Here is a 24,072-nt window from a genome sequence, read left to right on the forward strand (position 1 = left end):
GGCGATGTTCTGGATCAGGCTGACCACGTCGCCGATGCGCTGGGCCGCGGTGGCCAGCCCCTCGACGGTGGTGTTGGTGCGCTCCGCGGCACCCTGCGCGTCCCTGGAGATGCGGGCGGACTCGCTGACCCGGCGGCTGATCTCGGTGATGGAGCTGCCCAGCTCCTCCGACGCGGCGGCGACGGTCTGGACGTTGGCGGACGCCTGCTCGGTCGCCGCGGCGACGGCGGTGGACTGGCGGGTGGTCTGCTCGGCGATGGCCGACATGTCCCGGGCGTTGGACTGGAGCTGCACGGCCGCGGCGGAGACCGCCTCGACCACACCCTTGACGCTGGACTCGAACTGGTCGGCCAGCTCCAGCATGGCGCGGCGCCGTTCGGCGCGGGAGCGCTCCTCGGCCTCCTTCGCTTCGCGCTCCATCTCCCGGTTGCGGATCAGGTTGGTCTTGAAGACCTCGGCCGTGGCGGCGATGGTGCCGACCTCGTCGCGCCGGTCCGTGCCGGTGATCGCCACGGCCGTGTCGCCGTCGGCCAGGCGGCGCAGGCAGGCGACGATGGCCCGGATCGGCTGCACCACGCCCTTCTGCGCCACGACCCACCCCAGCGCCAGGCCGAACAGGATTCCGATGGCGGCCACCGTCACCAGCAGCGTGGTGCGGGACTGCGCCAGCTCGTCGGCCGCGACGGCCAGGGCGGAGCCCCGGTTCTCCGTGTGATCAACAAACGCGCTGATGGCGTCGCGCAGCAGGCGGGCGTCCTGTCGGCTAGCGGTGACGGCGTCGACCACCGCCTGCTGGGCTTGGCTGAGCACGACGGCGCCCTGTGCGCCGCGGGCCGTTTGCAGGGTCTGGTCCAGCCTGCCGGAATACCGGGCCAGTTGCCTCTCCACCGCGTCGAGCAGGGCGGCCTGATCGACGGTGGCGCTCTGCCGCAGTTCCTTCAGGGTGTCGGCGACGCGGGCGCGGCGCTCGGTGACCGAGGCGGAGGCTTCGGTGTAGAGAGACGGATCGGCGGCGAGGCTGTACTCGTCACGATTCAGTTCGGCGATCAGCCGGTTCGCACGCGCGCCCAGGCGAATCTCCTGTGAAACAAGAGCGACGGCGTCGGTCGCCACGGTCATCTCCCGGAATCCCGTTATCGACGTGACGGTGATGACGCCACAGACAATCGCCAGGATTCCAATGACGGTGAAGATCTTTGAAGAGATTGTGAACTTTCCGAGGTCCATTTGGTCCCTCCTTCATATTATAGGATGTTTGCCCATCACACAGTGTTCGAGTTTCTGAAGTCTTGATTTCGTAAGTAAGCGAAGGAAATACTGAAGGATCCAGGATTCTTTTGATATATGAGCTTCGTCTTGGCTGTGCTTACGGTCCGCTGAAGCGCTTAAGCCGTGGAAATCCACGGCACATAGGACGGTGGACGCGCACGGACGGCTCCACCGGATGCCGACGGAGCGTCATCGTTGCGTCACGATGTCAGGGAGAAGCCGGCCGACCGGGCGAGCGCGGGCCGCGAATCGGCCCCGCGGCGGGGCATGGCTGAATCAGATCGGAATCGATTCTCGTCCCGCCGCATCGGGTGCGGACGCCGACAGCATCCCGGCCCACCGGCCATGGACCTTCGGCAAGGGGGCAACCGGTCCCGCCGACGCGGCGCCGCGCGGCGGCATCGCGATCTGCGGGAGCGGGTGTGGCGCGGACCTCATACCGACGGCATCAGAACGATGCCGTCGGTATGACCGTATCGATCAATGTTTGCCTGGATCGGTCGGGTTTCACGGCCGGAAACCAATGGAACGGATCTTCTTCCGGCCGTATTACTGGTCGCCCATCTTCAGGGCGGCGATGAAGGCGCTCTGGGGGATTTCCACCTGGCCGAACTGGCGCATGCGCTTCTTGCCTTCCTTCTGCTTCTCCAGCAGCTTGCGCTTGCGCGAGATGTCGCCGCCATAGCACTTGGCGGTGACGTCCTTGCGCAGGGCGCCGATCGTCTCGCGGGCGATGACGCGGCCGCCGATGGCGGCCTGGATGGCGATCTTGAAGAGCTGGCGCGGGATCAGTTCCTTCAGGCGCTCGCAAAGCTGGCGGCCGCGGCGCTCCGCCTGGCTGCGGTGGACGATCATGGCCAGGGCGTCCACGGGCTCGGCGTTCACCAGGATGTTCATCTTGACGAGGTCGCCCTCCTCGTACCCGTCCATCTGGTAGTCGAAGCTGGCGTAGCCGCGGCTGATCGACTTCAGACGGTCGTAGAAGTCGAACACCACTTCGTTCAGCGGCAGGCGGTAGACCAGCATGGCGCGGCTGCCGGCGTAGGTCAGGTCGACCTGCACGCCGCGCCGCTCGGTGCAGAGCTGGAGGATGGCGCCGAGATACTCGTCCGGCACCATGATGGTCGCCTTGATCCAGGGCTCGTCCACGCGCTCGATCTTGACCACGTCGGGCATGTCGGCGGGGTTGTGCAGATCGTGCACCGATCCGTCGGTCATGGTCAGCTTGTAGACCACCGAGGGCGCCGTGGTGATCAGGTCCAGGTCGAACTCGCGCTCCAGCCGCTCCTGGATGATCTCCAGGTGCAGCAGGCCGAGGAAGCCGCAGCGGAAGCCGAAGCCCAGGGCGGCGGAGGTCTCGGCCTCGTAATGGAAGCTGGCGTCGTTCAGCTTCAGCTTGCCCAGGCTGTCGCGCAGCCGCTCGAAATCGTTGGCGTCCACCGGGAACAGGCCGCACCACACCACGGGGATGGACGGCTTGAAGCCGGCCAGGGCCTCGGACGCCGGCTTCTTGTCGTCGGTGATGGTATCGCCGACCTTGGTCAGCGTGATGTCCTTGATGGCCGCGGTGATGAAGCCCATCTCGCCCGGCCCCAGCTCGCCCGTCAGCAGGGCCTTGGGCGTGAACTGGCCGACGCGGTCCACGTCGTGGCTGCTGCCGGTGGACATGAAGCGCACGCGCTGCCCCACCTTCAGCGTGCCGTCCACCACGCGCACCAGGATGACGACGCCCAGGTACGGATCGTACCAGGAATCCACCAGCAGCGCCTTGAGAGCCGCGTCCTTCTCGCCTTTGGGCGGCGGCAGGCGGGTGACCACCGCCTCCAGCACCGCGTCCACGTTGAGGCCGGTCTTGGCCGAGATCTCCACCGCGTCGGAGGCGTCGAGCCCGATGACGTCCTCGATCTGCTGCTTGACGCGCTCCGGTTCGGCGGCGGGCAGGTCGATCTTGTTGAGGACGGGGACGATCTCGTGGCTGGCGTCGATGGCCTGGTAGACGTTGGCCAGGGTCTGCGCCTCCACGCCCTGGCTGGCGTCCACCACCAGGATGGAACCCTCGCACGCCGCCAGCGAGCGCGAGACCTCGTAGGCGAAGTCCACGTGACCGGGGGTGTCCATCAGGTTCAGCGTGTACTGCCGGCCGTCCTTCGCGGTGTAGAGCAGGCGCACGGTCTGTGCCTTGATGGTGATGCCGCGCTCGCGCTCGATGTCCATGCTGTCGAGCACCTGCTCACGCATCTCGCGCGCGTCCAGGCCGCCGCAGAGCTGGATCAGCCGGTCGGCGAGCGTCGACTTGCCATGGTCGATGTGCGCGATGATGGAGAAGTTGCGGATGTGCGAAAGGTCGGTCATCGGAACCCGGAAAGCGCTGGATTTGCCCGGAACATAGGGCGTACCGCAATCCGGCGCAACGACCGTATGGTCATCGCGGCCGGCGTGCGCTGCGGTGCTCAGCCGGTTCCGCCGGCGCTGCGGTTGCGGCCGGCCTTCTTGGCGGCGTAGAGGTACTCGTCGGCCAGCGCCAGCAGGCGGCCGGGGGACCGGCCGGGCTCCGGCACCAGGGTGGCGTGGCCCAGGCTGACGGTGACGCAGGGGGCGGCGGGCGAGTCCGGGTGGGGAATGGCCGCGGCCTCCACGGCGGCGCGCAGGGCCTCGGCGACGCGGGCGGCGCCCTCCGCGTCGGTTTCCGGCAGAAGGCAGACGAACTCCTCCCCGCCGTAGCGGGCCATCAGGTCGCCGGGCCGGTGCACCTGCCCGGCCAGCGTGCGGGCGATGGCGCGCAGGCAGACGTCGCCGGCGTGATGGCCGCACAGGTCGTTGAAGGTCTTGAAATGGTCGACGTCGATCATGATCGCCGACAGCGGCGCCCGGCTGCGGGCGCAGCGGCGCCACTCGCTTTCCAGCACCTCGTCGAAACGGCGGCGGTTGGCGATGCCGGTCAGCCCGTCCAGGAACGAGAGCTGGCGCAACGTGTCGGCCTGGCGCTTCAGCAGGATGTGGTTGCGCACCCGCGCCTTCACGATGGGCGGACTCATCGGCTTGGTTATGAAGTCGATGGCGCCGGCCTCCAGGCCGCGGGTCTCATCCTCCACCTCGCCGCGGGCGGAGACGAAGATAACGGGGATGTCGCGGGTCGCCGGGTTGGTCTTGATGCGCCGGCACACCTCATAGCCGTCCATGCCCGGCATCATGATGTCCAACAGCACCAGGTCGGGCACCCGGGATTCCACCAGCTCCAGCGCCCTGGAGCCATCGGTGGCGAAATAGATGTCGTACTCGTCCTTCAGGATGCGGCTCAGCACCTGCACGTTGCTCGGGACGTCGTCGACCACCAGGATCGCGGGGCGTGTCGGCGCCATCGTCTCACTCCGCCGGCAGCAGCAGATCGAGGGTGCCGGCCAGCCGCTCCAGCAGGATGCCGGCACGGGCGAAGTCGAGCCGGTCGATGGCGTGGCCGAGATCGGCGACCGCCTCGGGGGCGGCGTGCGGAGGCAGCGTCCGGGTGACGGCGGCCCACTCCTCGGCGGCGGCGAAGTTGTTGGACGCCAGCAGGCAATGCAGCCGGCCCAGCGCCGCGGCCAGCCGCTCCCGGTGTTCCGCCGGCATCGGCTCGGCCGCCGCCGCGGCGACCGGGACGGGTGCCGCCGCGTCCAGATGGCGCAGCAGGGTGGCCACCAGCCGGTCCGGGTCGATCGGCTTGGCGACGACGTCGGTCATTCCGGCGTCGCGGCAGCGCTCCCGGTCGGCGGGCCGGATGTCGGCGGTGACGGCGACGATGGGCAGGGCGGCGAGTCCCGGCATGGCCCGCAGGGCCCGCGTCGCCTGCAACCCGTCCATCACCGGCAATTGCACCGCCATCAGCACGCCGTCATAGAGCCGGTCCTGCCGCTGCACCGCGGCCAGAGCCTCGCGGCCGTCGGCGGCGACGGTGACGGCAGCACCGGCCCGGCTGAGGAACTCCCGTGCCACCTCCCGCGAGATCAGGTCGTCCTCCACCAGCAGCAGGCGGCGTCCGGCCAGGAGGCGCCCGGCGGGGGACGACGGGTCCGCCACCGTCGCCGACCCGCCGGCGCGCGCCAGGGTGGCCGCCACCGTATCGAGCAGAGCCGGGGCGGAGACCGGCTTGACGAGGATGCCGTCGACCGGGAGTTCGTCCCACTGCGCCGCCAGCCGTTGGCGCTCGAAGGCGGTGACCATGACGATCACCGGGACGGCGATCGAACGGTCCCGGCGGATGCGGCGGCTGGTCTCCGGGCCGTCCATGCCCGGCATGCGGCGGTCCACCAGCACCACGTCGTACGGGGAGCCGGCGGCGGCGGCGCGGCTCAGTTCGGCAATCGCCTCCGCCCCGCCGGCGGCGGTGACGGCGGTCCAGCCGACCGATTCCATCAGCCGCGCCAGACCGTCACGTCCGGCCGGGTTGTCGTCGGCCACCAGGACGCGCAGGGGCCGCGACAGGGACGGGGGCGGGGGAAGCGCCGCCGGCGCGGCCGGACGATCGAAGCACACCGCGAACCGGAACTCGCTGCCGCGGCCGGGTTCGCTGGTCACCTCCATGGCGCCGCCCATCAGCGCCACCAGGCGGGCGCAGATGGCCAGCCCCAGTCCGGTGCCGCCGAACCGGCGGGTGGCGGAGCCGTCGCCCTGGGAGAAGGCGCGGAACAGGTGGCGCTGCTGTTCGGCGGTGATGCCGATGCCGGTGTCGCGCACGGCGAAGACCAGGGCGGCATGGCCGTCGGTCATCTCGGTCACCGTCACCGACACGACGATTTCCCCCTCGTCGGTGAACTTGATGGCGTTGCCGGTCAGGTTGATCAGGACCTGCCGCAGGCGCACGGGGTCGCCCAGCAGGACCTGCGGCACCTCCGGGGCCACCGAGTACAGGACCTCGATGTCCTTTTCGCGCGCCGAGGCGGCCAGGATGGTGGCCAGGTTGTCCAGCAGTTCGTCCAGGCGGAACTCCACCCGCTCCAGCGCCAGCTTGCCGGCCTCGACCTTGGAGTAGTCGAGCACGTCGTTGAGGATGCCGAGCAGCGACCGCGCCGCGGTGCCGATCCTGCGGGCGCAGTCGCGCTGCGGCGCCGACAGGGGCGTCTGTTCCAGAAGATGGACCAGCCCGAAGATGGCGTTCATCGGCGTGCGGATCTCGTGGCTCATGGTGGCCAGGAACTCGCTCTTGGCGCGGTTCGCCGATTCCGCCGCGGTCGTGGCGTCGCGCAGGCTGCGTTCGTCTCGGACACGGCGGGACACGTCGGTGAAATAGACGACGATCCCCTCCGGCGAGGGGTGGCAGGTGCCCTCGTACCAGGTGTCCCGGGTCGGGTGACGGGCGATGGTGGTGGTCGGCTCGCCCCGCTCCATGGCGGCGCGGAAGGCGCGCTCGAATGCGGTGCCGATGATGTCGGGCAGGGTTTCCCACAGGGTGCGGCCCGTCAGGTCGTCTCCGTCCGCCACCATGTCCCGGGCGCGCTGGTTCATGTAGATGAACCGCCAGTCGCGATCGACCGCGTAGATGCCGTCGGAGGTGCACTCCAGAACCTCCGACAGCCGCTGCGACGCGCAGCGTGCGGCCTGCCCGGCCGCTTCGGCGGACCGGCGGGCCTCCTCCACCTCCCGCTCGCGGGCCGCCAGGCGCTCCGCCATCCGGTTGAACGCGATGCCGACGGCGGCGATCTCCCGCGGTGCCCCGTCCACGTCGACGCGGGCCGCCGATCCGCCGGTTCCGGACGCCGCGGCGCCGATGCGCTCGGCACCCGCCGTCAGCGCCTGCATCCAGTTCAGCACCGAGGCGCGGGTGAAGCTCCAGATCAGGAGGAAGCCCAGCGCCGCCGCCGCCGCGCTGAAGCCGGCCCCGACGAGCAAGTCGCGCCGTGCGGCAGCGGCGATGCCGTCCAGCGGCACGCCCACGGCGAAGGTCGTGTCGGTCCCGGCCAGGCGGCGGAAGCTCCAGGCCCGCCGCACGCCATCGGCGCTCAGATCGATCAGCACGCCGTTCTCGTTGGCCAGCATGTGCTGCACGTGGGGAACGTCGGCCAGGCTGCGGCCCACCCAGTTCTCGGCATCGGGCTGGCGGGCCAGGATGACGCCGCGGGCGTCCACCACGGACAGGCGCATGCCGTCCTCGTTCACGGTCCCGATCAGGTCGGCATACCAGTCCAGGCCGATGCTCACCCCCAGCACCCGCTCCACCGTCCCGTCGCGCATCAGCGGCAGCACCGCCATGATCAGGCGCTCGCCGGACCGGCGGCCGACGATGTAGCCGCTCAGCACGAACTCACCCGTCGTCACGGCGCGCCGGAAATACTCCCGGTCGCCGAGGCCCAGCCCGTCGCCGGCGCCGCTGGTGTCGCAGATGACGGTGCCGTCGGGGCCGGCCACCCAGGCGCCGGTGGTCCACGGCTGCTGTTCGGGCAGACGTCGCAGCAGGGCGGTGCAGCCGCCGGTGTTGGCGGGAGCGGCGTCGCGGATCTCCGGCACCAGCGACAGGACGGACAGCAGCGTGCGGGCGGTGCCGATCAGTTCCTCCTGCCGGCGCACACCCTGGTTGGTCAGGTCCACCGCCAGCGCCCGCGCATCCTCCAGCCGGCGATCGGCTTCCCGGTCGAGATGGAGAAGGCTGCCGCCGAACGGCAGCAGCAGCGTTCCCAGCACGATCACCAGGAGACGCAGGCGCAGGCTGCCGGGCAGGATGCGGCGCAGGGGACGCGAAAGCATGCGAAGCGGACAATAAAGGCGTCTGGACGACGGCGTGCGCGGCAGCACTCCACCATAAACTAATACAAATTCGAGACGCCTTCGGCAAACAATTTGTCGCCGCCCTCCTGTTTCTGAACCGGCCGCAGGAAATTTTTGGTCACGCCGCCCGGCGGTGTCGATCGAATGCTATGGTGTTGTACAACTCCGAATACTCGCGGGCCGGCCCGTCCCAACCGAAGTCGCGGGTCATGGCGCGCTCCTGCAGGGTGCGCCAGCGCTCCGGCCGACGATAGAGAGCCAGCGCGCGGCGCAGGGTGAACAGCAGTTCCTGCGCTTCGCACCGCACGAACTGGAATCCCGTGGCGACGCCGTCGGCCACCGACGCGGGGGTGGCGTCGATCACCGTGTCGGCCAGCCCGCCGGTGCGCCGCACCAGCGGCAGGGTGCCGTATTTGAGCGCATAGAGCTGCGTCAGGCCGCAGGGCTCGGAGCGTGACGGCACCAGCAGCAGGTCCGCGCCCGCCTGGATGCGGTGGGACAGCGCCTCGTCATAGCCGATGCGCACGCCGACCCGGCCGGGGAACCACTCCGCCAGGTACCGATAGCCCCGCTCGAACCAGGTGTCGCCGCTGCCCAGCACCACCAACTGCCCGCCCAGCGCCACCCACTGTCCGGCGGTCTCCAGCACCAGGTCCAGGCCCTTGTGGTGGTTCAGGCGGCTGACCACCGCGGCCAGCGGCGCGTCGGCCCGCCGCTCCAGGCCGAAGGCGATCTGCAGTTCGGTCTTGCAGGCGGCCTTGCCGCCCCGGCGGCCCGGATCCGCGGGGCCGTAGCGTTCGGGGATGTGGGGGTCGGCGGCGGGGTCCCAGATGCCGTAATCGACGCCGTTGAGGATGCCCGTCAGGTCGTCGACGCGGGAGGCCAGCAGGCCTTCCAGCCCCATGCCCTGTTCGTCGGTCTGGATCTCGTGGGCGTAGGTGGGGCTGACCGTGGTCAGGCGGTCGGCGTAAAAGCAGCCGGCCTTCAGGTAGCCGATGCCGCCGTAGTACTCCACCCCGTTCTGGGCGTAGGCGGCGGTCGGCAGGCCGATGGCGCCCAGCATCCAGGGGGCGAACTGGCCCTGGTAGGCGATGTTGTGGATGGTCATCACCGTGCCCGGCCGGAACGGCCCGGCGAAGCGGTCGGGCCGCATGGCCAGATAGGCCGGCATCAGGCCGGCCTGCCAGTCGTGACCGTGCAGCACGTCGGGCCGCCACCAGGGGTCGTAGGGTTCGGCCGCCGCGAAGCCGGCCGCCGCCCAGGACAGGGCGGCGAACCGCTCGGCGTTGTCGGGCCAGTCCTTGCCGTCGGGACCCAGATAGGGGTTGCCCGGCCGGCCGAACAGGGCCGGCGCGTCCAGCGCATAGGCCAGCGTGCCGTCGGGCATGGCGCCGATCACCAGCCGCGCCCGGTCGGTGCCGGGCAGGTCGGTGATCAGGTCGCCCACCTCGTGCAGGTTGGCCAGCCCGTCGAGGACGGCGGGGTAGCCGGGCAGCAGCAGGCGCACGTCGACGCCCAGGCGGGACAGGGCCGCCGGCAGGGCGGCGCTGACGTCGGCGAGACCGCCCGTCTTGACGAGCGGGAAGCACTCCGGAGTGACGAAAAGGACGCGCATCAGGTGGACAGCCGATCGATCATGTCGCGGGTGATGAGGCAGACGCCGTTGTCGGTGCGGAAGAACCGGGCGGCGTCCAGGGCGGGGTCCTCGCCGACGACGAGTCCCTCGGGGATCTCGACGCCGCGGTCGATGACCACCCGGCTCAACCGGCAACGCCGGCCGATGTCGCATTCGGGCAGCACCACGCATTCCGTCAGCTCGGTGTAGGAGTTCACCCGGACCGAGGAGAACAGCAGCGACCGGCGCACCACCGAGCCGGAGATGATGCAGCCGCCCGACACCAGGCTGTCCACCGCCATGCCGCGGCGGTCGCTGTCGTCGAAAACGAACTTGGCCGGCGGAAGCTGCTCCTGGTAGGTGAAGATCGGCCAGTCGCGGTCGTACATGTTGAGGGCCGGCGTGACGCGGGTGAGGTCGATGTTGGCCTCCCAATAGGCGTCGATGGTGCCCACGTCGCGCCAGTAGGGCTCGTCGCCGGGGCCGTCCTGGATGCAGCTGTCGGCGAAGTCGTGGGCCATCACGCGGGCCCGCGGGACCAGATAGGGGATCAGGTCCTTGCCGAAATCGCGCGAGGAGTCGGGGTCGGCGGCGTCGCGCTCGAGCTGGTCGAACAGGAACCCGGCGTTGAAGACGTAGATGCCCATGCTGGCCAGCGCCCGGTCCGGCTTGCCCGGAATGGCCGGCGGGTCGGCCGGCTTCTCCACGAAGTCGATGACCCGGCGGTTCTCGTCCACGTGCATCACGCCGAAGCCGGTTGCCTGCATCCGCGGCACCTCGACGCAGGGCACCGTCACGTCGGCCTTGCGCGCGATGTGGTCGAGCAGCAGCGCCCCGTAATCCATCTTGTAGATGTGGTCGCCGGCCAGGATCAGCACGTATTCCGGCTCGTGGGCGCGCAGGATGTCCAGGTTCTGGTACACCGCGTCGGCCGTGCCCTGATACCAGGCGGTCTCGCTGATGCGCTGCTGCGCCGGCAGCAGGTCGACGAACTCGTTCATCTCGCCGCGCAGGTAGCCCCAGCCCCGTTGCAGGTGGCGCAGCAGGCTGTGCGACTTGTACTGTGTCAGCACGCCGATGCGCCGGAACCCCGAATTGATGCAGTTGGACAGGGCGAAGTCGATGATGCGGAACTTGCCGCCGAAATAGACCGCCGGCTTGGCGCGCCGGTCGGTGAGCTGCTTCAGCCGGCTGCCCCGCCCGCCGGCCAGCACCAGGGCAACCGCGCGCCGGGGCGCCAGACGCAGGTCGCGTTTGTCGAGCCCGTCCATTCTGCCGTTCATCTCGGACCTGTTTTCCACCGTTCCTCCCGTGCGCCGCGGCCCGGTTGCCGTGCCGCCGGACCGCGAGCGCCGGCGTGACGGTGCCACAAAACACGCCACCGGGCCAGCGCGCCCGACGCCGCGGATGCGGGATCGCAGCGAACCGGCCGGCCGGCGGCACGCCTGCCCGCCGGCCGGGCAGTGCCGCTGCGCGGGGCGTATGCTCAAAATTTCATCATATGATCCGCAATCCGGCGGGCATGACGGTATGGGAACGGGCAATCTCCCTCGAAAAGGTTGCAGATCAAGGGGTGAGGGGGGCGCCCGACCTCCGAAATCTGGCTGATTTTTGTGCAGAATGGAGCAGAGACTCGGGAAGCGTGCGCCGTATCGGGGGGCTGCACGCCGGGGCTGCCGTTGATTCTCCACCTCTTTCGGGGTGGCACGGAACTTGTAAGTGAAGGGCCGAGCTGGCCCCGCCCGCCGCCCGAGCGTCTGCCGCTCGCGGGGATCCGTCCGGGCCGGAGACGTTGAGCGATTTTGGAAGAAAAAGGAGCCTCGATGAGCCGTCTGTCCCTTCTCGCTGCGCCCCTCGCGGCGGTGACTCTGGGCTTGGCCGGTCTGCCTGGCGAAGTCCTTGCCCAGGAAGCGGCCGCGGAGCCGACGTTGAGCGCGGGCGATACCGCCTGGATGCTGACGGCCACCGCGCTGGTCCTGTTCATGACCATCCCCGGTCTGGCGCTGTTCTACGGCGGCATGGTCCGCAAGATGAACGTGCTGTCCACGGTGATGCAGAGCTTCGCGATCTGCTGCCTGATGTCCATCCTGTGGATGGTGGCCGGCTACAGCATCGCCTTCACCGAGGGCACGCCCTTCTTCGGCAGCCTGGACAAGATGTTCCTCGCGGGCATCACCACCGACTCCCTGTCGGGCACCATCCCCGAGACGGTGTTCGTCACCTTCCAGATGACCTTCGCCATCATCACCCCGGCGCTGATCGCCGGCGCCTTCGCCGATCGCATGAAGTTCTCGGCCATGCTGGTCTTCATGGCGGTGTGGTCGCTGGTCGTCTACGCGCCGATCACCCACTGGGTGTGGGGCCCCGGCGGTTACCTGCTGGATGACGGTGTGCTCGACTTCGCCGGCGGCACCGTGGTGCACATCAACGCGGGCGTCGCCGGCCTGGTCGCCGCCCTGATGATCGGCAAGCGCAAGGGCTACCCGAACGAGAACTTCGCCCCGCACAACCTGGTGCTGAGCCTGGTCGGCGCGTCGATGCTGTGGGTCGGCTGGTTCGGCTTCAACGCCGGCTCGGCGCTGGCCGCCGACGGCCGTGCGGGCATGGCCATGCTGGTCACCCAGATCGCCGCCGCCACCGCGGGCATGGCGTGGATGCTGGCGGAGTGGGCCGTGAAGGGCAAGCCGTCGGTGCTCGGCATCATCTCCGGCGCGGTCGCCGGCCTGGTCGCCATCACCCCGGCCTCGGGCTTCGTCGACCCGGTCGGCGCGCTGGTCATCGGTGCGGCCTCCGGCGTCATCTGCTACTGGGGCGCCACCGGCCTGAAGCGTGCCATGGGCTATGACGACAGCCTGGACGCCTTCGGTGTGCACGGCATCGGCGGCATCGTCGGCGCGGTCCTGACCGGCGTCTTCGCCCGCGAAGCCATCGGCGGCACCGCCGGCCTGCTGGAGGGCAACTCCGGCCAGGTGATCACCCAGATCTACGGCATCGTCGCCACCATCGTCTGGTCGGCGATCGCCACCGCGGTCATCCTGAAGGTCGTCGACATCATCATCGGCCTGCGGGTGGACGAGGACGTGGAGCGCGACGGCCTGGACCTGGCCCTGCACGGCGAGACCATCCACTGATCTCCGGTACCTGACGATCCTCCCCACTGCCGCCGCCGGGGCTCACCCCCCGGCGGCGCTTTTTTGCGCCCGCGGGGCGCGCCGGGCTCATACGGCTTCCGACAGTTCCTACGGACCTGCCGGAAGCCGTATCAGCGCCGCAGGTACATCTTGCCGCTGCCGTTCAGCGCGGCGAAGAGCTGGTCGAACTGCGCCTTGAAGGTGTCCCACGGCAGCGGGCCGGCGGCCTCCGCCAGCGCGGCGTGCAGGGCGCCCAGGGTGGTGCGGCCGTCGATGCGGGCCAGCATCGGACCGGCGAGGCGCGGCAGCGCGACCGCCAGCGGGGGGCCGCCGGGAAGCTCCACCTCCAGGGTGGCGCCGGGGCGCAGGCCGCGGGCGAACGCCGGTCCGTCCAGGTCGCGCAGCACCGGCACCGCGTCCGGCCCGTCGGCGACGGCGACCGCGGCGCCCTCCCGTCCGGCCGGCACCAGGTAGGCGATGTGCTTGGCCAGGCTGCCGCTCACCCGCTCCGCCCAGGCCGCGCGCTCCAGCCGGTCCAGACCGTCCAGGCGCTTGAGCAGGCGCGGGTCCTTCACCCAGCTCGCGGGGTCGTAGCGCACCGGGTCGACCAGGGCGCTGATCGCCAGCCCGGCCGATGCCGCCAGGGCCGCCAGCTCGCCCACCGTGTAGGGCCGGTCGCAGGAATGCAGCAGCAGATCGTAGAGGTTGGCGTCGGCGGCCCGGTGGTCGGCGACGAAGGGGTTGTGGCGCAGCCAGTTGGTCGGCGGCAGGTGCTGCAACAGGCGGCGTGCCAGGGCCACCCGCTCGGCCGGCGGCAGCCCGTCCGTCAGGGGGCGCAGCGCCTCCTGCACCGGGTAGACGCCGGTGCGGCCATACGGGGCGTAGACCATGATCCCCATGCCGCCGCCGGGCTTCAGCGCGCCGGCCAGGGAACGCAGGCCGGCCGCCGGGTCGTCCAGGTGGTGCAGCACGCCGCAGCAGTCGATGTAGTCGAACGGCCCCAGCCCCTCCAGTTCCAGCAGCGAGCCGCGGCGGAAGTCGATGGCGGTGAGGCCGCGCACCTCCGCCCGCTTGCGGGCGATGGCCATCGCCGCGTCGGACAGGTCCAGGTAGGTGACGCGGCCGGGGATGCCGGCGTCGGCCATCTGCTGGGCGATCATGATCGTTCCGTCGCCGGTGCCGCCGCCGGCCACCAGCACCTCCAGCGGCCGGGCGGAGTCCAGCCGGCCGGCGAAGACGTAATGGTTGACCTCGTCGAGATGGCCCGGCGACCCGGTGACGAGGCGCGTGCGCTCGTCCGCCGGGTCGCGGGCGGGGTAGGGATAGGCTTCGTACTGGGCGCGCAGCGCGTCGGTGCTCATGGGCGTGGCCGGGCGGGTCGTTGCGGGGCGGCCGCGACCATACACCGCCTCTCCGCCCGGTCCTATCCCCGACCCCGTGCCGCCGCCGGGTTCGGGCGGCATCATACCGTCGGCATCGGACCGATGCCGATGGTTAGCCCCTCCCGATCAATGCCACGGCATCGATCTGCCGGATCTGACGGCCGGAACAGAATGGAAGGGATTGTTTTCCGGCCCCCTCAGATCTCCCGCCCGATCAGCCGATCGAGCGACCAGCGGCCACTGCCGGCAAAGAGGATGGCCAGCGCCACCAGCCCGAGGTAGAGCGGATACTCGTAGCCGCCCGCGGTCCACAGGAAGCCGTTGTCCCAATGCACGAGAAAGGCGGCCACGGCCATGAAGCCGACGACCTGGGCGGCCACCAGCCGGGTCAGCAGCCCCGCCGCCATCATCAGCCCGCCCGCGAATTCCAGCAACGCGATGTACACCGCCAGGGCATAGGCCGGCTGCAGCCCTTGCGACGCCATGAATTCCGCCGTACCGGCCAGCCCGCCGCCGAACAGCTTCATCGCGCCGTGGGGCACCAGGATCAGGCCGGTTGCGGCGCGGATCAGCGGGTAGCTCACCCGCGCCAGCGCGTCGCGTGCCGGATCCAGCAGCCAGATGATGGGCTCCGGCCGGTCGGGATCGTATACCCGGTCGTCGCGGTTGTGGTGGTAGTCGTAGGCCATGCCCCATCCCCCGGATTCGTGAGTCCTTTTGGCCGAGCATGAGGCAGGGTGCCGGTTCTGTCGACCCGGCCGAACGGACGGTGCGTGAGGATAGATCACGATCTTGATCTATCTTTGAGAACGGCCGGTTCTTAGGCCACCATCGTGATCTCCATAGACGTGCAATGGAGCGACCGGTACGTCCACCGCCCTTCGGGACCGGCGGCGTTGCCGGCATTCTGCCGTAGCAATGGTGTGGAGCGTGTCCCGGTCACCACGCGCGCCGTCCGCGAGACGGTGACGTACGATGGGATCGCCATCGACTTCATTCCGGCCGCGCGTCTCAGCTACGACCTCGGCCGGCCGGAGGGGGCGTGGTCGTCGTTGCGCCGACGGGACGGGTGACGCGGCCGCGCCGGGTGCGGGGCCCGGCGCGGCGGTGTGCGCCTTACGTCACGTTCTGCTTGGCCATGGCACCCAGGCGCAGACGCAGGGCGTTCAGCTTGATGAAGCCTTCCGCGTCCTTCTGGTTGTAGACGCTGTCCTCCTCGAAGGTGACGTAGTCGAGGCGGTAGAGCGAGTTGGGGGACTTGCGGCCGACCACCGTGACGTTGCCCTTGAACAGCTTCAGCCGCACCGTGCCGTTCACCACCTCCTGCGTCTGGTCGATGAGGGCCTGCAGCGCCAGGCGCTCCGGGCTCCACCAATAGCCGCAGTAGATCAGTTCGGCGTAGCGCGGCATCACCTCGTCCTTCAGGTGCGCCGCACCGCGGTCGAGCGTGATGCTCTCCATGGCGCGGTGCGCCGCCAGCAGGATGGTGCCGCCGGGCGTCTCGTAGACGCCGCGCGACTTCATGCCGACGTAGCGGTTCTCCACCAGGTCGAGACGGCCGATGCCGTTCGCACCGCCCAGCCGGTTCAGCTCGGTCAGCAGGTTCATGGGCGACAGGGGCTTGCCGTCGACCGCCACCGCGTCGCCGCGGCGGAACTCGATCTCCACGTAGGTGGGGGTGTCCGGCGCCTTCTCCGGCGCGACCGAGCGGGTGAACATGTCCTCGTCCGGCTCGACCCACGGGTCCTCCAGCGCCTTGCCCTCGTAGGAGATGTGCAGGAGGTTGGCGTCGGTGGAATAGGGCGCCTCGCCGCGCTTGTCCTTGGCGATGGGGATCTGGTTCTTCTCGGCGTAGTCGATCAGCCGGGTGCGGCTGTTCAGGTCCCACTCGCGCCACGGCGCGATGATCTTGATGTCGGGGCGCAGGGCGTAATAACCCAGTTCGAAGCGGACCTGGTCGTTGCCCTTGCCGGTGGCGCCGTGGGCGACGGCGTCGGCGCCGACCGCGTTGGCGATCTCGATCTGGCGCTTGGCGATGAGGGGCCGGGCGATCGAGGTGCCCAGCAGATAGGTGCCCTCATACAGCGTGTTGGCGCGGAACATCGGGAAGACGAAGTCCCGCACGAACTCCTCGCGCAGATCGTCGATGAAGATGTTTTCGGGCTTGATGCCCAGCATCTCGGCCTTGCGGCGCGCCGGCTCCAGCTCCTCGCCCTGGCCGAGGTCGGCGGTGAAGGTCACCACCTCGCACCGGTAGGTTTCCTGCAACCACTTCAGGATCACCGAGGTGTCGAGGCCGCCGGAATAGGCGAGCACGACTTTCTTGATCTCTTTGCCGGTCGAACCGCTCATGGGACTTGCTCACGCCGAAGGAATAGGTCGGGAGCGGCGACAGTACGGCGTGTCGGCGCGGGCTTCAAGCCCGTCCCGCCGGCTCCTCCGCCGCGCCGGAGTCCGGCCGCTCCATGAAGGGCCAGCGGGCGTAGGCGAACAGCCAGATGCCCAGCAGTTCGGCGAAGGGCACCAGCACCATCAGCCCCCACAGCGGGCTGCGCCCCGCCTTGGCGACGATCCAGCCGGCCAGCACCAGCTTGTAGGTCAGGTAGAGGGCGGCGATCAGGTTGACCACCCAGGGGGCGAGCCCGAAGATCGGGTCCATGGCCGAGTTCCTTCCGCTCAGAGCGTGCGGCGCGTCTTGGGCGTCCGGCGCGGGGCGCGCGCCGGCAGGTTGGGCCAGCGCCGGTGGCCCAGCACCATGTAGACCACCAGCACGCCGACCACCGGTACCAGCACCGCCAGCCCGATCCACGGGTTGAAGCCGGCGCGGCGCAGGATGCGCATGGCCGGCCACAGCGCCAGCGGCCCGAACAGCAGGATGGCGAGGACGGCGGGGGACAGGGACTCCAGCATGGCGTCTTCCGGTGCCGGGTGTCGGGGACGGGCGGACGGCCGCCTTGATGCCCGCACCGCGTGGCCTTGTCGAGCCCCAATGCGGAAAAACCGTTCGGGGGCCGTGCAAAGGGGTGGTCGCCGGGATAGACTGGTCCGCACCCAGCCCCTTCCGACGCGGCGCCCTTGTCCGTTCCCGCCGATCCCCCGTTCTCGGTCCTGCGCGCGCCGGCGACCGGCGGCGGGGCGAACGCGTCCGACTTCGGCCGCTTTCGCTTCGTCGTGCTGGTGCTGGTGGGGCTGGTGATCGCCGGCCTGACGACGCTGGCCGCGGTCGACGTGCTGCGCGGGCGCGAGCAGGCGCAGGCCGACGCGGAGCGCCAGGTGCAGAATCTCGCCAACACCCTGGAGGTGCACGCCCGCGGCGCCTTCGGTACGGCGGAGCTGGCGCTGGCCGCCCTGGCCGAGGCGGTGCGGCCCTTCCTGCGCGACGGGGAGGTCGGCGATCCCGCCGCCGTCGCGGCGATGGTGCGCCGCACGCAGAGCCAGACCTCGGTGATCCGCGTCCTGGGGGTGGCCGATGCCGGCGGACGGGTGCGGGCGGACGGGACGGAGACGGCGGCCGGCATCGGTCTCGACGTTGCCGACCGCCCCTATTTCGCCGTACACCGCGACGATCCCGGCAGCGGCGTGCGCATTTCGCCGCCGCTGCTCAGCCGGGTCGGGCAGGGTTGGTTCGTGGCGGTCAGCCGGCGCCTGGAGGATGATACGGGCACCTTCGCCGGGGTCGTCTGGGCCGCCATCGACCTCAATTATTTCGAGGCCTTCTATTCCACGCTCGACATCGGCCGCGAGGGCACGGTGACCCTGTGGAGCCGCGACGGCACGGCGCTGGTCCGCTATCCCCGCGACGAGGGACTGTTGAGCGACCCGGTGCGCTACGCCGCGCAGGTGTCCGCCGTCGTCGGCGGTGCCCCGGCACGGACGCTGGTCGGTCCCTCGGCCATCGACGGCCGGATGCGCATCCTAGGCATCCGCGCGGTGGCGGGATTTCCGTTGGCGGTCGCCGTTCGCATGGGGGCCGAGGACTATCTCGCCCCCTGGCGCGCCGCCACGGCGCAGCGCCTGATGGCCCTGGCCGGCGTGGTCACCCTGGTGATCGGCCTGACGGTGGTGCTGCTGCGCTTCCTCGGACGGCTGGAGGCCACCGCCGGCGCGCTTCAGGAAAGCGAACGGCGCGCCCGCGCCATCTTCGACAGTGCCTTCCAGTTCATCGGGCTGCTGACGCCGGACGGGCGGGTTCTGTCGATGAACCACGCCGCCGCCGCGTTCGCCGGGGTCGAGCCCGAGTCGCTCATCGGGCGGGCGGTGTGGGACCTGCCGCACTGGCGCCGCAACCCCGACGGTGCGGAGCGCCTGCGCCGCGCCGTGGCGGACGCCGGCGGCGGCGCGTTCACGCGCTTCGAGGTGGAGGCCCGGATGCCCGGCGGGCTGTGCACGCTGGACATCTCCATCAAGCCCGTGCGCGACGAGCGGGGCCGCGTCGTCCAGCTCATCAGCGAGGCGCGCGACATCACCGAGCGCAAGCGCATGGAAGACAGCCTGCGCCGGAGCGAGGCGCGCCTGCGCTCCTACCTGGATGCGGCGATGGAGGGGATCTTCGTCGTCGACGGCGCCGGCCGCTTCGCCGAGGCCAACCCGGCCGCCCGCCGCATGCTGGGCCTTGCCCCGGACGGGCCGGCCGCCGCGGGACCGGCTGACGTGGTGCCCGCCGGACACCCCATGGCGGCGGCCACCGCCGAGGCGTTCGCCGCCGTCGCCTCCGATGGCCGGCTGCGCCGCGAGGTGGTGCTGCGCCACACCTGCGGCGACGTGCTGCTGTGCGAGCTGAGCGCGGTACGGCTGGAGGGAGGCGGCTGGCTCGGCGTGTTCCGCGACGTCACGGCGCGCCGCCGGGGCGAGGAGGCGCTGCGTGCCAGCCGGGCGCGGCTGCGCGCCCTGATCGGCGCCCTGCCCGATCTTGCCTACATCATCGACTCCGATGGCCTCTACCGCGAGGTGCTGGCCACCGGCGCCGCCGGCGACCCGGCCGACCCGGCCGAGCCGATGGTGGGCCGCACCCTGGACGAGGTGCTGCCGGCCGACGTCGCCGCCCGCATCCTGGCGGTGATCCGCCGCACCCTGGACACCGGCCGGCCGCAGGTGGTGGAGTATTGCCTGAACCACGGCGACGGCGGGCTGTGGTACGAGGGGCGCACGGCGGTCCTGCCCGCCGACGTGGCGCCGCGCCCGGAGGTGCTGTTCCTCGCCCGCGACGTCACCGACCGGGTGCTGGCTGCCCGCAGCCTGGCCCGGGCGCGCGACGAGGCCGAGAGCGCCAGCCGCGCCAAGAGCGCCTTCCTGGCCACCATGAGCCACGAGCTGCGCACGCCGCTGAATGCCATCATCGGCTTTTCCGAGATCATGATGCACGAGGTGTTCGGCCCCATCGGCAACCCGCGCTACGGCGAATACGCCGGCCACATCCGCGTCAGCGGCACGCACCTGCTGGACCTGATCAACGACGTGCTGGACATGTCGAAGCTCGAAGCCGGTCGCTACGCGCTGGACGAACGGCCGCTCGACCCGGCGGCGGTGCTGGAATCCGGCTTGGCCGTGTCGGCCGTGCCGGCGGAGCGGGGGCGGGTCGCCCTGCACCTGGACCTGCCGGACCGCCTGCCGCGCCTGCTGGCCGACGAACGGGCGGTGCGCCAGGTGCTGCTGAACCTGCTGTCCAACGCGGTCAAGTTCACGCCGGCCGGCGGCCGCGTCACCCTCGGCGCCGCGGTGGCGCCCGACGGCGGCCTGGCGGTCACCGTCGCCGACACCGGCATCGGCATCGGGGCGGAAGCGCTGCGCCACGTGACGGAGCCCTTCCAGCAGGCCGACGCCTCGATCACCCGCCGCTTCGGCGGCACCGGCCTGGGGCTGGCCATCAGCCGCAACCTCATGGAACTCCACGGCGGCCGCCTGACCATCGCCAGCACGCCGGGCGAGGGCACCACCGTGACCATGCACTTCCCGCCCGACCGGGTGATGGCGGAAGGGGTGGCGTAGGCGGGGGCGTCAGCCCACCGGCGCGTGGTTGCGGATGCGGAAAGCTCCGCCGCTCACAATGACAGAGCGGCGTCCTTTTCGGCAACCACGCGCTCCATGGCGGCGCGCTCGGCGGCGGACAGGCGCAGGCTGTCGCTCTTGAGCTGGCCGCAGGCGGCCATGATGTCCTCGCCGCGGGGCGTGCGCACCGGGCTGGCGTAGCCGGCGGCGTTGACCAGGTCGCCGAACACCTGGATGGCGCGGTCGGTGGACCGCTCGTACGGCGCGCCGGGCCAGGGATTGAAGGGGATCAGGTTGATCTTGGCCGGCACGCCCTTCAGCAGGTTGACCAGCGCGCGGGCGTCGGCCGGGCTGTCGTTGATGCCCTTCAGCATCACATATTCAAAGGTGATGCGGCGGGCGTTGGATAGGCCGGGGTACTCGCGGCACGCCTTCATCAGCTCGGCCAGCGGATACTTCCGGTTGATCGGCATGATGCGGTCGCGCAGCTCGTCCGTCACCGCGTGCAGCGATACGGCGAGGTTGACGTTCAGCTCCTCCCCGCAGCGCTTCATGGCCGGCACCACGCCCGAGGTGGACAGGGTGATGCGCCGCTTGGAGATGGCGATGCCGTCGCCGTCCATCACGATCTTCAGCGCCTTGGCCACGTTCTCGTAATTGAACAGGGGCTCGCCCATGCCCATCATGACGATGTTGGAGATCATCCGCCCGTCCGGCGGGGCGGGCCATTCGTCCAGCACGTCGCGCGCCAGCATCACCTGGGCCACGATCTCCGCGGCGCTCAGGTTGCGCACCAGGCGCTGGGTGCCGGTGTGGCAGAAGCGGCAGGTCAGCGTACAGCCCACCTGGGACGAGACGCACAGCGTTCCGCGGTCCTCCTCGGGGATGTGGACGGTCTCCACCTCCTGGCCGTCGGGCATGCGCAGCAGCCATTTGCGCGTGCCGTCGCGGGACACCGGATCGCGCACCACCGTCGGGCGCAGCACCGCATACGCCTCGGCCAGGCGGTCGCGCACCGGCTTGGCCAGCGTCGTCATCGCCGCGAAGTCGGTGGCCCCGCGGTGGTAGATCCAGTGCCAGAGCTGGCGGGCTCGGAACTTCTCCAGGCCGAAGGCCACCATCTCGGCCTCCAGCTCCGGGCGGGAGAGGCCGACGAGATTCTTGCGGCCGGCCGCGTCGGCGGCCGGAAACACAGCGGGAGCCGCCGACGGGGCAGCGAGGGGGAGCGCGTTCATGGCCCATACTTAGGCCGCGCCCCTCCCGCTGTCAAAAGGACGAGTCGTGAAATTGTCCGGCCGTCGGCGCCGGGCCCTCAGCGCTTGACGTTGCAGGCCTTGACCAGCGCGTCGTAGGCGTCGGAGACGCCCATCAGGCTGTAGGTGTCGGTGGTGTTGGTGCCGCGCGCGGACACCCCTTTCACCACCATGTTGCGGCCGGCCCTCATGGCGTCGACGATGGCGCGGTCGGTGGCGGCGTCGCGGGCCCAGGCGGTCTCGCCGTCGGTGAACAGCGCGAAGTCCTTGCCGTCGATGGCGATCGACGCCTCGCTGTTCTTGCGGAACGGATAGCCGACGATGATGCTGACGACGTCGAAGGTGTTCTCGGCCGGCCGATGGGTGACGAGCGCGTAGATGTCGCCGCGGCGGACATTGCCCGGCTCCTTCTTCTGCGGCTGGCTCGACATGTAGCAGACGGTCTGGCCGCTCTCGTCGAACGAGAAGGCGTTCCAGTCCCGGAAGCTGCCCAGAAATCTGGGTTCGGCCGCCGACGCCACATTGGGCAGGACGGCCAGCGCCAGCGCCAGGGTGGCGGAAGCGGCGGCGCCACGAACGGTGCGGGTTTGCGGCATCGTTGTGCAACTGCGAAGTGGTTTCGGGTGCGGGAGACGTTATCCCAATTCGGATGAGGATTGAACCCAAAACGGGCAACACCGTGGCGGAGTCGGGGTGCTTTCGTGCCGCGCCGGTGATCCAACCCGACGGCACCTGCGTAAAACCGGGCATGATGGGTTTCGTATCGGCCGCCGTGACCGGCGCGGCCACGCCACATTGCTGCCCTGCGACGCCGCCGCGCCACGTGCGACTTGTGCGGTGGCCCGTGTTCGCCTTCAATGCGGTGATGCAGGATTCTTCTTCCCCCGCGGCCGAGGCGGCATCCTCGCTCGACGACCTGCTGCTGGCGGTCGGCCGGCGGCGGGACCGCGCCGCCTTCGCCGCGCTGTTCGAACGGGTGGCGCCGCGCCTGAAGGCGTTCCTGCGCCGCCAGGGCTGCGACGCCGGGCAGGCGGAAGAGCTGGTGCAGGAGGTCATGCTGGTGGTCTGGCGGCGGGCGGAGCTGTTCGATCCCGCCCGGGCCACCGCCACGACCTGGATTTTCACCGTCGCGCGCAACCGCCGGCTCGATGCGCTGCGCCGCGAGTCGCGGCCGGAGATCGACCCCGGCGACCCCATGCTGGTTCCCGATCCCGTGGAATGGGCGGACCACCGGCTGGAGACGGCGCAGAGCGCCGGGCGCCTGCGCGCCGCCCTGGACGACCTGCCGCCCGAACAGGCGGATCTGGTGCGCCTGGCCTATTTCGAGGACAAGCCCCACACCACCATCGCCGCCGAGCGGGGCCTTCCGCTGGGCACCGTGAAATCCCGTGTGCGCCTGGCCCTGGAGCGCCTGCGCAAGGTCCTGAGGGAGCCGTCATGAGCCTGCCGACCCACCATCCCGGCGACGCGCTGCTGATGGACTATGCGAGCGGGAGCCTGGGCGAGGGACCGGCGCTGGTCGTGGCGTCCCACGCCGCGCTGTGCCCCGGCTGCCGCTGCGCCGTCGCCGAGATGGAGGCGGTGGGCGGTGCGCTCCTGGAGAGCATCGAGCCCGACCCCCTGTCGCCCGGCTGCCTCGACCGGCTGCTCGCCCGCCTGGACGAGGACGGCCCCGAGCCGCCGCCCCCGGTCCGCCGGCCGCCGGCCCCGCAGCGCCGCGCGGCCGCCGACGGGCCGCTGCTGCCGGAGCCGCTGCGGTCCTACATCGGGGGATGCCCGGACGCCCTGCGCTGGCGTCCGATGCTGCCGGGCATCCGCGTCGCCGAGATCCCGCTGACCGTCGGCTCCGCCCGGCTGATCCGCATCGCCGGCGGCACCGGCGTGCCGCAGCACAGCCACGACGGCGTGGAGCTGGCCATGGTGCTTCAGGGCGGCTTCAGCGACGCCTTCGGCCATTACCTGCGCGGCGACGTGGCGGTCGGCGACGACACCATCGACCACCGCCCGCTGGCCGACCCGGAAGGGTGCCTGTGCCTGTCGGTGACCATGGGGACGCTGCGCCTGACCGGCCCGGTCGGCCGCTTCCTCAACCCGTTCCTGCGCCTGTAGGAGCCTGAACCGGCGCCGTATCAGAATCCCGTGTCCTCGCCCCGGCGGCGGGCGCTGCGGCGGGCGGCGCGGTTGCGGACCTTCTGCGGGCCGTGCACGTGCACGGGCGCGCCGTCGGTGGGGCCGCCGGTCCGCACCGGGCGTTCGGCGAAGCGGCCCAGCGAGATCATCCGGTCATAGATGACCAGCGCCCCGGCCACGCCGACGTTGACGCAGAAGCGGGTGGGGATTTTCACGACGTGGTCGCAGCGCTCCTGCAACTCTGCCGACAGGCTGCCGCGCTCGGGGCCCAGCACGTAGGCGGCGCGCAGGGGATGGCGGAAGCTGGGCAGGTCGATGGCCTCGTCGGTCAGCTCCACCCCGACCAGCGTGCACGCACGGGGCAAGACCAGCGAGGGCACGTCGGGATAGACGTACAGCGGCAGGTGCACGTCGGCCCCGGAGGTGTCCACGAAGCGCATCTCGCGCAGGTCCGGCTCGGGATCGACGGCGAAGAAGAAGGAGGCCCCGAAGGCGTGGGCGGAGCGGACCAGGTTGCCGACGTTTCCCGGCTTGCTGATGCGCTCGACCCCGATGGCAAAGTATCCACGCAT

At 70.6% G+C, this 24,072-nt stretch carries 19 protein-coding genes; 5 read left to right on the top strand and 14 right to left on the bottom strand.

The features are described 5' to 3' along the window. The 6 genes from G472_RS35195 to glgC form a co-directional block, all read right to left on the bottom strand. The coding region (locus tag G472_RS35195) for a HAMP domain-containing protein (RefSeq protein WP_169732850.1) at positions 1 to 1,119 on the bottom strand (1,119 nt) is incomplete at its 3' end. A 699-nt stretch (positions 1,120 to 1,818) separates the two neighbouring features. Next, positions 1,819 to 3,621 (bottom strand): translation elongation factor 4, encoded by a 1,803-nt coding sequence (lepA, locus tag G472_RS0123390; RefSeq protein ID WP_029010313.1) that lies wholly within the window; start codon positions 3,619 to 3,621, stop codon positions 1,819 to 1,821. 98 nt (positions 3,622 to 3,719) lie between these two features. Beyond that, on the bottom strand, positions 3,720 to 4,628 hold the full coding sequence (locus G472_RS0123395) for a diguanylate cyclase (RefSeq protein ID WP_029010314.1): 909 nt from the start codon (positions 4,626 to 4,628) through the stop codon (positions 3,720 to 3,722). Positions 4,629 to 4,632: 4 nt separating this feature from the next. Next, a complete protein-coding gene (locus G472_RS37550) occupies positions 4,633 to 7,983 on the bottom strand; it encodes a response regulator (RefSeq protein ID WP_051341187.1) in 3,351 nt (1,116 codons plus the stop codon). A gap of 139 nt (positions 7,984 to 8,122) precedes the next feature. Continuing rightward, positions 8,123 to 9,619, bottom strand: a complete 1,497-nt coding sequence (glgA, locus tag G472_RS0123405; RefSeq protein WP_029010315.1) for a glycogen synthase GlgA — start codon at positions 9,617 to 9,619, stop codon at positions 8,123 to 8,125. Beyond that, complete coding sequence (gene glgC, locus G472_RS0123410) at positions 9,619 to 10,890, bottom strand: glucose-1-phosphate adenylyltransferase (RefSeq protein ID WP_035693542.1); 1,272 nt, start codon at positions 10,888 to 10,890, stop codon at positions 9,619 to 9,621. The genes glgA and glgC overlap by 1 nt, the downstream gene beginning before the upstream one ends. A gap of 552 nt (positions 10,891 to 11,442) precedes the next feature. On the opposite strand from glgC, the gene G472_RS0123415 reads away from it, so the two are divergent. Beyond that, positions 11,443 to 12,750: an ammonium transporter gene (locus G472_RS0123415; RefSeq protein WP_029010317.1), complete on the top strand. Its 1,308-nt coding sequence runs from the start codon at positions 11,443 to 11,445 to the stop codon at positions 12,748 to 12,750. A gap of 131 nt (positions 12,751 to 12,881) precedes the next feature. Here the strand turns inward: G472_RS0123415 and G472_RS0123420 are convergent, their stop codons facing one another. Further along, positions 12,882 to 14,111 carry a class I SAM-dependent methyltransferase gene (locus G472_RS0123420; protein WP_029010318.1) on the bottom strand — a complete coding sequence of 410 codons (1,230 nt, stop codon included), beginning with the start codon at positions 14,109 to 14,111 and terminating at the stop codon, positions 12,882 to 12,884. A 218-nt stretch (positions 14,112 to 14,329) separates the two neighbouring features. Then, a complete protein-coding gene (locus G472_RS0123425) occupies positions 14,330 to 14,821 on the bottom strand; it encodes a DoxX family protein (protein WP_084536877.1) in 492 nt (163 codons plus the stop codon). Positions 14,822 to 15,055: 234 nt separating this feature from the next. Here G472_RS0123425 and G472_RS39100 point away from each other — a divergent pair, with 234 nt between their 5' ends. Next, a complete protein-coding gene (locus G472_RS39100) occupies positions 15,056 to 15,205 on the top strand; it encodes a hypothetical protein (protein WP_156927235.1) in 150 nt (49 codons plus the stop codon). A gap of 43 nt (positions 15,206 to 15,248) precedes the next feature. Here the strand turns inward: G472_RS39100 and G472_RS0123435 are convergent, their stop codons facing one another. From G472_RS0123435 to G472_RS35210, 3 genes are all read right to left on the bottom strand, one after another. Beyond that, positions 15,249 to 16,484, bottom strand: coding sequence for an argininosuccinate synthase (locus G472_RS0123435; RefSeq protein ID WP_029010320.1), 1,236 nt, complete (start codon positions 16,482 to 16,484; stop codon positions 15,249 to 15,251). Positions 16,485 to 16,548: 64 nt separating this feature from the next. After that, positions 16,549 to 16,791 (bottom strand): hypothetical protein, encoded by a 243-nt coding sequence (locus G472_RS35205; RefSeq protein ID WP_051341188.1) that lies wholly within the window; start codon positions 16,789 to 16,791, stop codon positions 16,549 to 16,551. Between the two features lie 17 nt (positions 16,792 to 16,808). After that, positions 16,809 to 17,042 (bottom strand): hypothetical protein, encoded by a 234-nt coding sequence (locus G472_RS35210; RefSeq protein WP_035693543.1) that lies wholly within the window; start codon positions 17,040 to 17,042, stop codon positions 16,809 to 16,811. Positions 17,043 to 17,207: 165 nt separating this feature from the next. Between G472_RS35210 and G472_RS37555 the strand changes: the two genes are divergently transcribed. After that, positions 17,208 to 20,117 carry a PAS domain-containing protein gene (locus tag G472_RS37555; RefSeq protein ID WP_029010321.1) on the top strand — a complete coding sequence of 970 codons (2,910 nt, stop codon included), beginning with the start codon at positions 17,208 to 17,210 and terminating at the stop codon, positions 20,115 to 20,117. Positions 20,118 to 20,170: 53 nt separating this feature from the next. On the opposite strand, the gene rlmN is transcribed toward G472_RS37555, so the two are convergent. Next, positions 20,171 to 21,352, bottom strand: coding sequence for a dual-specificity RNA methyltransferase RlmN (rlmN, locus tag G472_RS0123455; RefSeq protein WP_029010322.1), 1,182 nt, complete (start codon positions 21,350 to 21,352; stop codon positions 20,171 to 20,173). A 77-nt stretch (positions 21,353 to 21,429) separates the two neighbouring features. Continuing rightward, entirely contained in the window at positions 21,430 to 21,966 is a 537-nt protein-coding gene (locus G472_RS0123460) for an invasion associated locus B family protein (protein ID WP_029010323.1), read from the bottom strand. Between the two features lie 269 nt (positions 21,967 to 22,235). Between G472_RS0123460 and G472_RS0123465 the strand changes: the two genes are divergently transcribed. Both G472_RS0123465 and G472_RS0123470 read left to right on the top strand, forming a co-directional pair. Continuing rightward, the gene (locus tag G472_RS0123465) at positions 22,236 to 22,811 is read left to right on the top strand and encodes a sigma-70 family RNA polymerase sigma factor (protein ID WP_029010324.1); all 576 of its coding nucleotides are present in this window, start codon (positions 22,236 to 22,238) and stop codon (positions 22,809 to 22,811) included. Then, positions 22,808 to 23,479 carry a ChrR family anti-sigma-E factor gene (locus tag G472_RS0123470; RefSeq protein WP_029010325.1) on the top strand — a complete coding sequence of 224 codons (672 nt, stop codon included), beginning with the start codon at positions 22,808 to 22,810 and terminating at the stop codon, positions 23,477 to 23,479. The genes G472_RS0123465 and G472_RS0123470 overlap by 4 nt, the downstream gene beginning before the upstream one ends. Before the next feature lie 20 nt (positions 23,480 to 23,499). On the opposite strand, the gene G472_RS0123475 is transcribed toward G472_RS0123470, so the two are convergent. Beyond that, entirely contained in the window at positions 23,500 to 24,072 is a 573-nt protein-coding gene (locus G472_RS0123475) for an RNA methyltransferase (protein ID WP_029010326.1), read from the bottom strand.

Source organism: Azospirillum halopraeferens DSM 3675 (assembly GCF_000429625.1).
In the GTDB taxonomy this organism is placed as follows: Bacteria; Pseudomonadota; Alphaproteobacteria; order Azospirillales; family Azospirillaceae; genus Azospirillum; species Azospirillum halopraeferens.